Source organism: Mesorhizobium sp. M1E.F.Ca.ET.041.01.1.1 (assembly GCF_003997355.1).
Lineage (GTDB): Bacteria > Pseudomonadota > Alphaproteobacteria > Rhizobiales > Rhizobiaceae > Mesorhizobium.
Window position 1 is genome coordinate 1 of record NZ_RZSL01000126.1, and the last position, 13,278, is coordinate 13,278.

14 protein-coding genes and 1 tRNA gene are annotated in these 13,278 nt (G+C 63.2%); 9 read left to right on the forward strand and 6 right to left on the reverse strand.

Translation table 11 applies throughout. From position 1 onward, the window contains the following. Positions 1-1,828, forward strand: a 1,828-nt coding sequence (locus tag EOA38_RS13255; protein WP_127299400.1) for a molybdopterin-dependent oxidoreductase, incomplete at its 5' end; no start/stop codon positions are given. A gap of 49 nt (positions 1,829-1,877) precedes the next feature. On the opposite strand, the gene EOA38_RS13260 is transcribed toward EOA38_RS13255, so the two are convergent. Genes EOA38_RS13260 through nuoH form a run of 3 tightly spaced genes read right to left on the reverse strand, consistent with a single transcriptional unit; the run spans position 1,878 to position 3,937 of the window. After that, positions 1,878-2,318 (reverse strand): CBS domain-containing protein, encoded by a 441-nt coding sequence (locus tag EOA38_RS13260; protein WP_127299401.1) that lies wholly within the window; start codon positions 2,316-2,318, stop codon positions 1,878-1,880. 45 nt (positions 2,319-2,363) lie between these two features. Then, positions 2,364-2,930, reverse strand: coding sequence for an NADH-quinone oxidoreductase subunit I (locus EOA38_RS13265; RefSeq protein ID WP_127299408.1), 567 nt, complete (start codon positions 2,928-2,930; stop codon positions 2,364-2,366). Between the two features lie 20 nt (positions 2,931-2,950). Further along, positions 2,951-3,937, reverse strand: a complete 987-nt coding sequence (nuoH, locus tag EOA38_RS13270; RefSeq protein WP_126092618.1) for an NADH-quinone oxidoreductase subunit NuoH — start codon at positions 3,935-3,937, stop codon at positions 2,951-2,953. Positions 3,938-4,297: 360 nt separating this feature from the next. Between nuoH and EOA38_RS13275 the strand changes: the two genes are divergently transcribed. The 6 genes from EOA38_RS13275 to EOA38_RS13295 all read left to right on the forward strand — a co-directional run bounded on the left by EOA38_RS13275 (position 4,298) and on the right by EOA38_RS13295 (position 7,757). Continuing rightward, positions 4,298-4,756, forward strand: a complete 459-nt coding sequence (locus EOA38_RS13275) for a YbhB/YbcL family Raf kinase inhibitor-like protein (RefSeq protein ID WP_127299402.1) — start codon at positions 4,298-4,300, stop codon at positions 4,754-4,756. A 238-nt stretch (positions 4,757-4,994) separates the two neighbouring features. Beyond that, positions 4,995-5,930 carry an oxygenase MpaB family protein gene (locus EOA38_RS13280; RefSeq protein ID WP_127299403.1) on the forward strand — a complete coding sequence of 312 codons (936 nt, stop codon included), beginning with the start codon at positions 4,995-4,997 and terminating at the stop codon, positions 5,928-5,930. 5 nt (positions 5,931-5,935) lie between these two features. Beyond that, entirely contained in the window at positions 5,936-6,655 is a 720-nt protein-coding gene (locus EOA38_RS13285; protein WP_210212964.1) for an SAM-dependent chlorinase/fluorinase, read from the forward strand. Positions 6,656-6,693: 38 nt separating this feature from the next. Beyond that, positions 6,694-6,849 (forward strand): hypothetical protein, encoded by a 156-nt coding sequence (locus tag EOA38_RS39165; protein ID WP_189349918.1) that lies wholly within the window; start codon positions 6,694-6,696, stop codon positions 6,847-6,849. A gap of 45 nt (positions 6,850-6,894) precedes the next feature. After that, complete coding sequence (locus EOA38_RS13290) at positions 6,895-7,230, forward strand: 4a-hydroxytetrahydrobiopterin dehydratase (protein ID WP_126092614.1); 336 nt, start codon at positions 6,895-6,897, stop codon at positions 7,228-7,230. Between the two features lie 233 nt (positions 7,231-7,463). After that, the gene (locus EOA38_RS13295) at positions 7,464-7,757 is read left to right on the forward strand and encodes a GYD domain-containing protein (protein ID WP_125000291.1); all 294 of its coding nucleotides are present in this window, start codon (positions 7,464-7,466) and stop codon (positions 7,755-7,757) included. 747 nt (positions 7,758-8,504) lie between these two features. Here the strand turns inward: EOA38_RS13295 and EOA38_RS13300 are convergent. Beyond that, positions 8,505-8,580: transfer RNA gene (locus EOA38_RS13300), tRNA-Ile, on the reverse strand. A 135-nt stretch (positions 8,581-8,715) separates the two neighbouring features. Here EOA38_RS13300 and EOA38_RS13305 point away from each other — a divergent pair. Further along, the gene (locus tag EOA38_RS13305) at positions 8,716-9,426 is read left to right on the forward strand and encodes an SIMPL domain-containing protein (protein ID WP_127299405.1); all 711 of its coding nucleotides are present in this window, start codon (positions 8,716-8,718) and stop codon (positions 9,424-9,426) included. A 208-nt stretch (positions 9,427-9,634) separates the two neighbouring features. Here EOA38_RS13305 and EOA38_RS13310 read toward each other — a convergent pair whose 3' ends face one another. Then, positions 9,635-9,991, reverse strand: coding sequence for a hypothetical protein (locus tag EOA38_RS13310; RefSeq protein ID WP_127299406.1), 357 nt, complete (start codon positions 9,989-9,991; stop codon positions 9,635-9,637). Positions 9,992-10,227: 236 nt separating this feature from the next. Then, positions 10,228-10,674 (reverse strand): YcgN family cysteine cluster protein, encoded by a 447-nt coding sequence (locus EOA38_RS13315; RefSeq protein ID WP_126092492.1) that lies wholly within the window; start codon positions 10,672-10,674, stop codon positions 10,228-10,230. Between the two features lie 194 nt (positions 10,675-10,868). On the opposite strand from EOA38_RS13315, the gene EOA38_RS13320 reads away from it, so the two are divergent. Continuing rightward, positions 10,869-13,154 (forward strand): OmpA family protein, encoded by a 2,286-nt coding sequence (locus tag EOA38_RS13320; RefSeq protein ID WP_127299407.1) that lies wholly within the window; start codon positions 10,869-10,871, stop codon positions 13,152-13,154. The last annotated feature ends 124 nt before the right edge of the window (positions 13,155-13,278 follow it).

The following is a 13,278-nucleotide window of genomic DNA, read 5'->3' on the forward strand; positions in this document are numbered from 1 at the left end:
CCGCGAAACGCTCTGCGTGCGCGGGCGATTCGGCCTCGACTTCGTCGGCAGTCAGGATCGGATCAAGCGGCCGATGATCCGTCGTGGCGGGGTCCTGGTCCCGGTTTCATGGGACGAAGCGGGCGACTACCTCCGCCGGCGGCTGTCGGCCGTCGCCGGCAAGGTTGCGGGCGGGCTGGCCTCGCCGCGCCTGCCCAACGAGGTGCTTTATCAATTCCAGAAGCTGATGCGGACGGCATTCCGGACCAACAATATCGACTGCTCCTCGCGCTGGTCCACGCCCTTTGACGCGCTCGGCCCGTTGGTAGCCTCCTTCTACACGCGAGCGCCGCTGGAGGAGGTAATCGGCAACGACTGTGTGCTTGTAGTCGGCGGCAACGTGACGGACGAAAACCCTGTCACCGAATATTTACTGCGAGACTGTGCACGGCGTCGACAGACTGGCTTACTCATGCTCTCGGCGCGGCCATCCCGCCTCGACGCCGATGCGCGGGCGGTCGTTCGCGTGCCGCTAGGCGGTGAGGCTCAGGGCCTTGCCGCAGTGGTGAGCGGACTGGGGGCGGCTGGTCAGGCATTGCCGGGCGACGTTTTTGCGGACATCGGCGTGAAAACCGGCCGGCCAGCAGCGGCCGCCGACAGTGACGATCCGGACCGCCTGGCCGCAGCGCTGCTGGAAGGCCGGAGCGCCACTGTGCTTGTCAGCGCCGACCTCCTGAGATCGCCGCTGGCGCGCGCGACGTTGCAACAGCTCAACAACCTTTTGCAGGTCCTGCGCGCACTCGGTAAGGGCCTGGCGATGCAGTTCCTCTTCGACCGTGCCAACCAACTGGGCGCCTGGGACATGGGCGTTCTGCCGACGGCGCTGCCGGGGTTGCGCGCGCTCGCCGATGATGCGGCACGCGCAACGCTCGAACGGGCCTGGGGCGCCGAGATCCCGTCTGAACCGGGCTTGGATTTCGACGCCATGCTGGAGCTTTGTGACAGGAAGCGAATGGGTGCGCTCTATATCGCCGGAAGCGACCCAATGATGTCCTATCCCGACCGGAAATTTGTGCAGCGCGCGCTTCGTGCCGTCGATCTCCTGATCGTGCAGGACGCGTTCCTTACGGATACGGCAGGGCTGGCGGATGTCGTACTGCCCGCGGCCAGTTATGGCGAGGAATCAGGCACGCTCACCAACAACGAAGGCCGGACCCAGAAGGTCCGCAAGTTCCGCGAGCCCGCCCACGAGGCGCGGGACAATCTGGCGATATTCGACTTCGTGGCGGCGCTTCGCGGCCAGGCGTTGCGGCCGTCGATCCATGGCGAAATCTTCGGCGAGATTGCCCGGCTGGTTCCGGCATACCAGGGGTTGACGCAGGCCGAGCTTGGCGCCGACGGAGTGTTCACTAACGCGACCCTTGCGCCGCCGGCAGGCGAGTTCTTCGCCCCCCCGCCAGCCCCCATTGCCGCCGGCGGGCTCATGCTGATCACCGGCAACTGCTTGTTCCACAACGGATATCTTTCCGAGCGCTCTGATATCCTGAGCACGGTCGCGGATGACCCATATGTCGAGATGAGCGCGCCGGATGCAGCCCAGCTTGGCCTTGCGGATGGCGATCAGGTGGTCGTGCGATCGGCCCAGGGCGAACTGACGGCGAAGCTCAAGGTCAACAAGCGTTTTCCCAACGGCCTCGTGTTCGTTCCCGAGAACTACAGATCCATGCGTCTCAACAGCCTGCTGCGGCGGGGCGAATACCCATGCCCGGTGGAAGTTGAAATGGCGCACGCGGCTTTCGAGATCGCCACTCTCGCCGGCGTCGGGGCGTGGCCTGGCAATCCGGGCTGAGGCACCACGGGTTCCCCGGCGTCCTGCCCCCTGCGCCTTGACCCGGCGGTCAGTGATAACCGGTCCCGGCAATGTAATCGTGCAGCACCTGCTCGTTGCTCATCAATTCTTCTAGGCGGTGCTTGACCACGTCGCCGATGCTCACCACGCCGACAACTGTGCCGCCATCCATGACCAGCACATGGCGCGTGCGCTGATTGGTCATGATCGCCATCACCGAGGGCAGCATATCCAGTGTCGAGCAGCTCGCCACACCGCGGTTCATGATCTCGGCGACCCGCATCATGGGCGCGTTGGTTCCGTGCTCGGCCACTGCATTGCAGCAGTCGCGCTCCGACAGCGTGCCTAGGCAATCCCCGGGGAAACGGCTGACGACCACGAAGCCGATGTTGTTGTCCCGAAACAGTCGTAGCACTTCCACCATCGTCTGGCTTGGAGCGACCGAGACGACCTCGGGAGCCTTGCTCTTCAAGATTTGGCAGACCAGCATCTGAGCCTCCTGTCTGCGCGCTCCGGCTTGCCACCTGGCGCGCCTTCACGTTCGACGGATATTCCGCCACCAATTGTATCCCTGCGGCTCGCGCGTCTCGACCAGCACGTCCTGTTCGGTGTTCAGACATGCAGCGACCACGCCGCCGCCGGTCGTCGCCTTGCCCGGCTTGGCGAGCAGGTCGTCACGCCCGATCACCAGGCCAGCTGAGGAAAAACTCGAGAATTCGTACTGTTGGCCAAGCGCGATCGCGTCCGCCGGACAGGCGTCCTCGCACAACCCGCAGAACAGGCACCGGGCCATATCGATCTCGAATTTCGCCGGGTGTCGGTTGCCCTTCTCGTCCTCGTAGGGGACGACTTCGATGCAGTCGCACGGACAGATCCGTGCGCAGAGCTCACAGGCTACGCATTTGATCTCGCCCGCTTCGTCGCGCTTCAGGAAGTGATGCCCGCGGTAACGCGAATAGGGCAACCATTTTTCCTTGTCCGGATACTGCATGGTCACGGATCTGGAAAACATGTAGCCGAAAGTCAGCGCCAGCGCGTTCGCCAGATCGGCGAAGAACGCCCAGCCGATCCATCTTCCAGCTCTGTCCACTGCGCGCGACATCGTCGCCTCGTTGCAGCCCCCTAGAGGAAAGCAACACCGGTTATGATTATGTTCGCCATCGACAAAGGAAGCAAGACTTTCCACCCGATCGCCATCAGTTGGTCGTAGCGATAGCGCGGGAAAGTGAAGCGGAACCAGATAAACAGATAGACGAAGAAGGCGACCTTGAGCACGAACCAGAGGAGCGGCGGCAACGGGACCAGCACGCCGTTCCAGCCGCCGAAGAACAGGATCACCGCCAGGACCGACGTCAGGAGCATGACGGCGTATTCACTGACCATGAAGAATGCGAAGCGGATGCCGCTGTATTCGGTATGGAAACCGGCCCCCAGGTCGCCTTCCGCTTCCGCCAGGTCGAAGGGAATGCGCTGCGCTTCGGCCAGGCCGGCTACGAAAAATACAAAGAACCCTACCGGTTGGTAGACGATGTTCCAGACATTGGCTTGCGCCCGCACGATGTCGAGCAGGCTCATGGATTGCGCCAGCATCACCACGCCGATGACCGCGAACCCCATCGGGATCTCGTAGCTGATCATCTGCGCGCAGGTCCTGAGACTGCCCAGGACAGCGTACTTGCTGTTCGCCGCCCAGCCGCCGAAGATAACGCCATAGACCTCGATCCCGATCACAGCAAAGACGAAAAGCAGCGCCACATTCATGTTGGAGACGTAGAGAGTGATCTTGGTGCCGAGCACCGAGACGGATTCGCCGAAGGGGACCGCGACGAACACCACGAAGGGCGGAGCGAGCGCCAGGATTGGCGCCAATTTGAACAGGAAGCGGTCGGCCTCGGCCGGGATGTGGTCCTCCTTGGTCAAGAGCTTGACCCCATCCGCCACCGGCTGCAGGAGCCCATGCCATCCCACACGCATCGGCCCCATCCTCTGCTGCATGTGCCCCGCGATCTTGCGTTCCAGCCAGGTCAGCGGCAATGGCAGCAGCAGCAGGATCGCAATCAGAAACGCGACCTTGAAGACGATCAGCCCAAGAGCAACGACAAGTTCCATGGTCCGAGGCCATTCGTTCACGGGACGAGACCCGCGACCCGATTAGCACTGCGCGGTCGTTGGCTGCGCGGGAATGGCAATTGCCAACGGCGGCGCAACTTGCGCGATGGTATCACGAACTTGCCATCACTGGCTACGATGCGGGCGGCGCGGCGCCCAAACGGGACGGCAGGGCGAAAGCAACTGGAAATCAATATTGTCTCGTACATTTTCGACAGAGCGCTTATCCTTGCGCCCACTCGACCATGAAGCTCGTGCCGGAATGCAGCCTCAAGGCGACGCCAGCGCCTCCTATCTGTTCTGACTGGCACCTGACGTTTGGGGGCGAGCGCGGCGCGGCAACAGCGTCAGAGGTGGCCCATGCAGCTCACTTCAAGCAGCTTTGCCAACGGGACGACGATCCCTCGGCGTTTCACTTGCGACGGTCAGGACCTTTCCCCGCCGCTCGGCTGGACCGGCGCTCCGGCCGGAACCCGAAGCTTTGTCCTTCTCTGCGATGATCCCGACGCTCCGGCGGGGGTCTGGCACCACTGGGCGGCCTATGACATTGCGCCCGACCGTGCAGGGTTGGCCGAAGGCGCTGCCCAGCACGCCGGTAACCAGGGCCTCAAGCAGGCAACCAACGATTTCCGGCGACAAGGTTACGGTGGTCCCTGTCCACCGCATCGCCACGGCCCGCATCGCTACCACTTCCGGCTGCTGGCACTGTCGATAGATCACCTGCCGCTCGGCAACGACCCACCGTGTCAGGGAGTCGAACGAGAAGCGCGCAAGCATCTCCTCGCCGAGGCGCTCCTCGTCGGAGTGTATGAGCGATGATGGTCTTCACTCGTGTGGACTCTGGCGATTGAGGAAGGCCTGCGGGTCATGAGCGACAGCATTTGTCGTAGTGGCCCCGGCTGCTTGCTCGGCGTCCGCTCGCGATGGGCACCGTCATCCAATTGAGCTACTGTGCGCGATCGAGCACCGCAGAAAGTGGCCGTAGTGTCGCCAAGCGCGTCCAGCGGCCCACTTGGCTGCTTGGGTGCACGTGTTTTTTGTGAATGGCGCTCGTGCCATGACCACGCCGATCGTCCTGCCTTGGCCGTTGCAAAGCCTCTTGGAGGCGGTGACGCGGGCGGTGCTGCAACCTGGCGACCTGCCTCACATCGATTTCTCGCGACCGATCGGCGAGGCCGGACTGGTATCGCCGGACTCCGTGTCGTGGCGCATATTCAAGAACCCGCTCTCGCTGTTCATCGGCGGCGTCACCGCGGTGATCCTGGAGCTTGCTGAACCGCGCGTGCGCACCGGCATATGGGAGCATACCTCTTTCCGCCTTGATCCAATTCAACGACTGCACAGCACGGGGCTGGCTGCGATGGTGACGGTCTATGGCCCCCGCACCAAGGCCGAGGCCATGATCGCCCGCGTCCGGCGAATACACGACCGCATTGAAGGCGTGACATCGTCAGGCGAGACGTACCACGCCAATGATCCCAACCTTCTGAACTGGGTTCAGGCCACGGCGGCGTACGGCTTTGTCCAGGCTTATCACGTCTATGTGCAGCAGTTCTCCGCATCGGAGCGCGACCGCTATTACGCCGAGGGCGTACCGGCTGCGCGCCTTTTCGGCGCCACAGGCGCGCCGGGATCGGAAGCCGAGCTTGAAGCACTGTTCCATGCGACCGCCGGACAGCTGCAGCGCTCGGCCATTGTGCTCGAATTTCTCGCCATCATGCGTTCTGCGCCTATTCTGCCGCTGCCGCTGAGGCCGGCGCAGCTCCTGCTGGTGGCGGCTGCCGTTGATTTGGTGCCCGATTGGATGCAGGCCCAGTTGGGGCTCACCGGGCACGGCCTGCGCCGTTGGGAAGCTGAGGCAGTCCGGCAGGCAGGGGCTTTGGCGGATCGCCTCGTTATGGAAACCAGCCCAGCCGTTCAGGCCTGCCGGCGGATGCGCCTTCCGGCCGACTATTTATATGTCGATCGCAGCGCAGTCGGCGCCCGTCCATGATTGTCTTGTTCACCGATTTCGGCTTGCACGGCCCCTACACGGGTCAGATGAGGGCTGTGTTGCACCAGATGGCGCCGGGCATCCCCGCGATCGACCTCTTCTCCGACGCGCCGGTCGGCAATCCCAAGGCGTCGGCCTACCTGCTGGCGGCCTACGCGGAGTGGTTTCCCGCGGGAACCGTCTTTCTCTGTGTCGTCGATCCAGGCGTCGGAGGGACGCGCCCGTCGGTCATCGTCGAGGCCGACGGTCGCTTGTATGTCGGCCCCGGCAACGGCCTCTTCGAGCTGATCCAGCGCCGCGCGGCTGAGACGTTCAGCTGGGATATCGACTGGAAGCCAAAGGCCCTGTCTGCCAGCTTCCACGGGCGTGACCTGTTTGCCCCCGTCGCGGCCATGCTGGCACGCCGTGAGCCGCCGCCCGGCAGGCCGCGCCTGGATGAAGCAGATCGCCGTAGAGACTGGCCGGAGGACCTCGCCGAGATCGTCTATATCGACCATTTCGGCAATGCCCTGACCGGCCTAAGGGCGGCCAGGCTGCCGGCGGGTGCAAGGCTCGCCGCAGCAGATCGCGTGCTGGAGGCCGCGACGACCTTCGGCGATCGTCCGCCGGGCACGGCCTTTTGGTACGAGAACTCGAACGGCCTTGCCGAGATTGCCGTCAATCAAGGCCGCGCTGACGGCGAGCTCGGTCTCGCGATCGGCAGTCCTGTGGAGATCGTCCTTTGAACGAAACCGGTTGTCCGTTGCGGCGTTGATCTATCGCGATGCGCAAGTCAACGAAACGAGGCCCGGGCGCCGATCCGCCGAAGCTGCAAAAAGGCGATGACAAGGCGCGGGCGACGACCGGCAACAAGCGGCTTGCCGAGCAGATTCGCAAGGTTCTCGCCAAGCACTATGCGAGCAAATACCGGGCGCGGTGAAAAACGCGATTGCCGCACCCGGAATGAGCACGAAGGGAGGTCGTCATGACCGATGGTATTGCTCAGAAAACCTGTACGCCCTGCCGCGGCGGCGTTCCGCCACTGACGCAGGAGGCAGCTGAGGGCTATCTGTCCCAGACCCCTGGCTGGGAATTGGAGGAGGCGCATCTGCTGCGCCGCAAATTCAAATTTGCGGATTTCCGTCAATCGCTCGACTTCGTCGACAAAGTTGGCCGATTGGCGGAACAAGAACGGCACCATCCCGACATCTGCTTCGGCTGGGGTTATGCGGCAGTCTCGCTGCAGACACACAAGATCAAGGGATTGCACGAGAACGACTTCATCATGGCCGCGAAGATCGACCTCATCGCCGGTTCGTAGAGAGGCACCCCGCACCCAACGGCCGGGACGGGTCCAGAAGTTCGCATTCATGATCCGCACGTCATGGGTGCGATGCCGCAACGAAGAAGTACTATGTGGTCGACACGCCGCCGAGCACCGTTGTCGTTTCTTGACCGCCTGTGGTTCGCGCACCCGGCTCGTGTTATCGTGGTTGCGGGAAACGGCGGACGCGCCGTGAGCGCCCCGCCGGTTCCCCATTGTGGGAGGAACCAATGGCTCATTACGTATTACTGTCGAACTTCACCGATCAAGGTATCAGGACTATAAAGGATACTCAGAAGCGGGCTGAGGCCTTCAAGGCGATGGCCAGCAAAAGCGGGGTCAAGGTTCACACGCTGTTGTGGACGCTTGGCAAACATGATGTCGTAGTGATTGCCGAGGCAGAAGACGACATTGCTGCGACCGCACTAGCCTTATCAATCGCATCAATGGGCAACATCAGAACTGAGACGCTGAGGGCATTCGACACGGCAGATATGACCAAGATATTGGCAAAGATGGCCTGACAGCCGCTTTGCCGACGTGCGCGGGTAATCGAAGCCGGCGCTGGGCTTGAGTGCTCGGCGCCCAAGTCGTCTAGCTATGTCTCATCCCGCCAGACCAACCCGCCTCTCCCAGTGGATCTTCACCATGCGCCGGAACCGGACCGTGTGCGCCTGCTCTCCTGTTCCGTGGAATAGCTCGGCGCTCGTGCATTTCCGGCTCTTGCGTTGCTGGCAGCGCCACGGCCCGGATATGACCAGATGTTGAAGATCAACCGCGCGCTCATATTTGCCTCTCACAAACGGCCCTGCACGTCACCGGAGTTCATTGGGTTCGTCGCCGAAAAGCATTTCCAGCTTTTGGCGTAACGCCATCATTACCGTGCGCGCGACCGCGACATCGCCCGCGGAGAGCCGGCCGCAAGCTCCCCAACCAGAGGGCTCCGCAGCCGCAAGGCCGCGTTATAGGTCGCCCTGCCGCGAGCGGTCAGGACGACGAGTTGTGCGCAACGCTGATGCGGGTTCGGATCGAACGCGACGATGTGCTCTCTGTGCAGATCGTTGACGATCCGCTGCACGTTCTGACGGTTCCCCCTTGCGGGATAGGGACCACGGTCGGTCCGCCTGCCCCGCCGCGATCCTTCTACTACGTTTGATGAGCCTCAGCAGCCCACAAGTCAACAAAATCAAGATGATGCGCGGAGGTTCGCCACCGGGACCTGGCTAACGGAAGGAAGAAATATGTGCTAAATCATTGATAAATAACGACAATGGTGGGCCCGGAGGGACTCGAACCCCCAACCAAGCGGTTATGAGCCGCCGGCTCTAACCATTGAGCTACAGGCCCCACGCGGGCTGGCTTAGTGTTTTTCGCCTCGCGACACAAGGCTTTCCGAAGGCGCTGGCGACGCCCGCCCAAATCAGCCCATATTCGCGCTCTAGTTGCCAAAACGCGACTGGTTCGCAGACCGAGGAGATTTCGATGACCAGACATCTTTTGCCCATGGCGCTCGCCGCAGCGCTCGCGTTTCCGGCATTTGCAAGCGCGGCCGATTCACCGCCCCCGCCCCGCATCGTCGTTTCCGGCGAAGGCGAAGCGACCGTTGCGCCGGACATGGCGATGCTGACGCTCAGCGTCATGCGCGAGGCCAAGACCGCGCGCGCCGCGCTCGATGCCAACAACGACGCCATGGCGGCGGTGATCGCTGCGATGAAATCGGCCGGCATCGCCGATCGCGATCTGCAGACAGCCGGTATCCAGATCAACCCGCGCTACAATTACACCAACAAGGCGGACGGCAGCCAGGAAGCCGAGCTCGTCGCCTACCAGGTGACGAACACGCTGTCGGTGCGCGTGCGCGACGTCGACAAGACCGGCGACGTCCTCGACAAGGCGGTGTCGCTCGGCGTCAACCAGGGCGGCGGCATCGCCTTCACCAATGACGATCCGAAAACCACCATCGTCGAGGCGCGCAAGAAGGCGGTTGCGGATGCGATCGCCAAGGCCAAGACGCTCGCCGAGGCCGCTGGCGTGAGCCTGGGCAAGGTGATCGAGATCACCGACCAGAATGTCGCGCCGGTCCCAATGCCAATGAACGCCAAGGCCTTCGATGCCGCCCGCGCCGCCGTGCCCGTGCAGGCCGGCGAGAACGCCTACTCTGTCCAGGTCACCGTCACGTTCGAGCTGAAGTGATCCCGGCCCGACCGGTGGTCCGGATCCAGCCACAAAAAACCCCGGAGGACCGGTCCTCCGGGGTTTTTCGAGCCGCGCGCTTCAGGCCAGCTGAAAGGGCTCAGCTACTCAAGACTGATCTTCGTAGAAGATCATGTCGACTGATCCTCGCAGAGGATCATGCTAAGCGATCCTCTCAGAGGATAGTCGTTCCTGGCGATCTCGCCCCTTAGCGATAGATGATCGGGCAGCCGCGCTCGTTGGCGAAGACCACCACCACGCGGTCGCCATACTGGCGACCGGCCACCTTCACCGTGCGCCGGTCGATGTCGACGATGCGGACGCGATGCAGGCCCATGCGCTCGGCCTTGTCAAGCGCGCGGTCCGGCGAGCAGCCGCGGCGGCGCCATTCCCGATCGCGACGATAATAGCCGTCATCGTCCTCGCCGGTGTAGACGCCGAAACGGGGATCGGGGCCGTTGCCGAAGCCGAGATAGAGGCTGTCCGCGTGCGCCGCCGGGATGGCACCGAGCGTGCCAAGCCCGACAAGGACCGAAAGGGCTGCCGTCTTGATCTGGTTGAACATTGTCTCTCTCCTTGTTGGGGGCTTTCGCCCGTTCGAATCGGTAATTCGGCGAACCGATGGGCCAAGAATGCCCTTTCCTGTCTGAACTTTCCGCGAACCGGCCGTTCATTTCCGGTTCATGTGGCAGGAAAAGGGATTTTCCCGAACCTATCGCTTCTTTCCCTCGAAACTGCAGGCCGAAACGCGCCATGGCGCGGCCGGTCCCGCGCTCTTGGTTCGGCGCAAATGCGAACCCGTCAAGGTTCGTCGTCGAGTATATAGTCAAAATAATCGTCAGGCTCGGCCAGGTCGGTTTCCTTGGCCTTCACCCGGCCGCGGATCGAAATCCCGGCCTCGTGCACGGTCTCCGCGCTGCCCGAAACCAGTCTGTGCCACCAGTAGAGATCATGGCCTTCGGCAATGAGCCGGTAGGCGCAGGTCTTGGGCAACCAGGTGATGGTGCGCACGTTCTGCGGCGTCAACCCGACGCAATCGGGCACGCGCGACAGCCGGTTGGCATAGTCCGAGCAAAGGCATTTTTCGGCGTCGAACAGCCGGCAGCCGACGCTCGTCCAGTAGATCTCGCCGGTATCCTCGTCCTCGAGCTTCGACAGGCAGCATTTGCCGCAGCCGTCGCAGAGCGATTCCCACTCGGCCGGGGTCATCGCCTCTAGCGTCTTGGTTTTCCAGAACGGTGCGGTCATGCGGCTGGATTTGGCCCTCCTGGGCCTTCCGGTCAAGCGCGCTGTCGCAGTGACCCGGTATCAACATTAGAAAAACACGAAATTGCCTTCAAAAGGCCGGCCAAGCATCCTTGGCTGCCGCCAATGCCCGACGGAACCAATTGCGGTTGATGTAAGTTTGGGCAGGGATGGGACCCCACTAGGAGAAAATCGATATGAAACGCCAACCACGGATTCTGGCGGGTACGGCAATCGGCCTGCTTATGGCATCCGCGCCGTTGGGCGCGTATCCGCTGCAGGGGAATGCCGTTTTCGGCGCCTCGCATGGAGCGCCGGTGATTCTGGCGCAGGAGAACTGCGCCGAGGGCCAGTCGGCCGAGGCCTGTGCGCAAGCCGGCGGCCAGCAGGGGGAAGCAGAGCAGCCGAAGAGAAAGAAGCGCGAGCAGCAACAGCAGACGCAATCGGCCCCGGCCGAACAGCCTGCAGAGCCGGAGCAGAAGCCGCGCCGGAAGCGGCAGGACCAGCAGCAGATGGATACCGGCCAGGCGGAGCAGGCAGCCCCCGCCGAGCAGCAGCTCAAACCGCGCAAGAAACGCGATCAACAGCAACAGATCGAGGCAGCCCCGGCCGATCAGGGCGGCCAGCCTGCGGCCGACGAGCAGCAACCGCGCAGGAAGAAGCGCCAGTTGCAGCAACAGACTGAGACCGCGCCGGCCGAGCAGCCCGCGGAACAGGCCGCACCGGCGACCGACGAGCAGCAGCCGCGCAGGAAGAAGCGCCAGCTGCAGCAAACCGAAACCGCGCCGGCTGAGCAACCGGCCGAGCAGGTTGCCCCGGACCAGCAGCAGCAACTGCGCAAGAGGAAGCTCAATCAGCAGCAGAGCGAGACGGCTCCGGCCGAGCAGGTCGCCCCCGACCAGCAGCAACTGCGCAAGAAGAAGCTCAATCAGCAGCAGGAAGCCGCGCCTGCGGAACAGCCGTCAGAACAGCCGGCAAATGACAACCAGCCCGGGAAGAAACGCAAGCTGGGCCAGCAACCTGCCGAGCAAGGCCAGACCCCTGCCGAACAAGCACCCGCAGGTCAGGCCTCTCGTAAGCTCAAGCCGTTGCCGGTTCCGGGAGCCGAGCAGGCACCGGCCGGGACCGAGCAGGCGCCAGCTCAAGAGGAACAGCCTTCGAACCAGAACAAGAGGCAAGCCAAGAAACCGCTGACGGAGCAACCCGCAACGGGGCAGCAGCAGCCCGCCCCCGGCGAGCAGCCGGCCGAAGGCGGGGCGAACGCCGGCACTGCCGCGCAGGGCCAAGCGCCTGCCAATGCGAACGAGGCCCCCATCTTCGACAGCCAGAAGGATGTGGTGCGCAAGCGCAAGGGCCGTCGGCCGGCCGGCCAGAACGAAAGCGGTCAGGCTGGTGTTGAGCAAGGCGGTACCGGCCAAACTGGCAATCAAACCGAACAGCTTCAGGGCCAGCAGGCGCAGACGCCCGCGCCGGTCGACCAGGGTCCGCCGCCCACCGACGACAAGGCCGCGCAACAGGAAATCCAGCCTGAGAAGTTCGTGCCTGTCACCGAGGAAAAGGGCAAGCGGATTGAGCTTACGCCCGAGCAGGTTGTCCGCGATCGTCGCCGGCCGCAGGGCGCGGACGTGGTGAAGCAGTTCGGCGACCGCGTGATCCTCCAGTTCAACAACCAGACATTCGTGGAAAGCAACGAGGCGCCTCGCATCACCCGCGGCGCCAGGAACGTCTACTACGAGGATCTTTCGGGCGGCCGCACCCGCGAAATCGTCGAGCGCGACAACGGCATCCAGATCGTCACCATCCGCAACCGCAATGGCGACGTCATCAGGCGATCGCGCATCACGCCGGATGGCCACGAATATGTGCTGAGCTATGTCGACGAGCGGTACTACAACGATGTCGACGAATGGCGCGATCCCGGCGACGACCTGCCGCCGATGCGGCTCGACATCTCGCGCCGCGACTACATCCTGGATTCGGAGGAAGTCGAGGATCCGGACGAGTATTACACCTTCCTCGAACAGCCGCCGGTGGAGAGGGTGCAGCGCCTCTACTCGATCGACGAGGTCAAGCGCTCGGCCCGCGTGCGCGACATCGCCCGCCGCATCGATCTCGACACGCTGAACTTCGACTTCGGCTCGGCCACGATCTCCGATGAAGAGGTGCAGAAGCTCGAAGGCGTGGCCACCGCCATGGAAAAACTCCTGAAGAAGAACCCGGCGGAGACCTTCCTGATCGAAGGCCATACCGACGCTGTCGGTACGCCCGACGCCAACCTCGCGCTGTCGGATCGGCGTGCCGAGGCGGTGGCCGAAGCGTTGACCAACGCGTTCGGCATCCCTGCCGAGAACCTCACCACGCAGGGTTATGGCGAGGAGTATCTCAAGGTGAATACGCCTGGCCCGAACCGCGAGAACCGTCGCGTCGCCATTCGCCGCATCACCTCGCTGGTGGCGCCAGTGGCGAGCAACACGGAGCAATGACTAATGCATGTCGCCCAAAAGTACATGGCGGTTTTGGGCGACATGCACGAAACAAAGACCTGAAGCGCATCGCCTGAATCCGTTTCAGCTCGACGCGCTTTAGTTTTTGATTTCAAGATCCTGA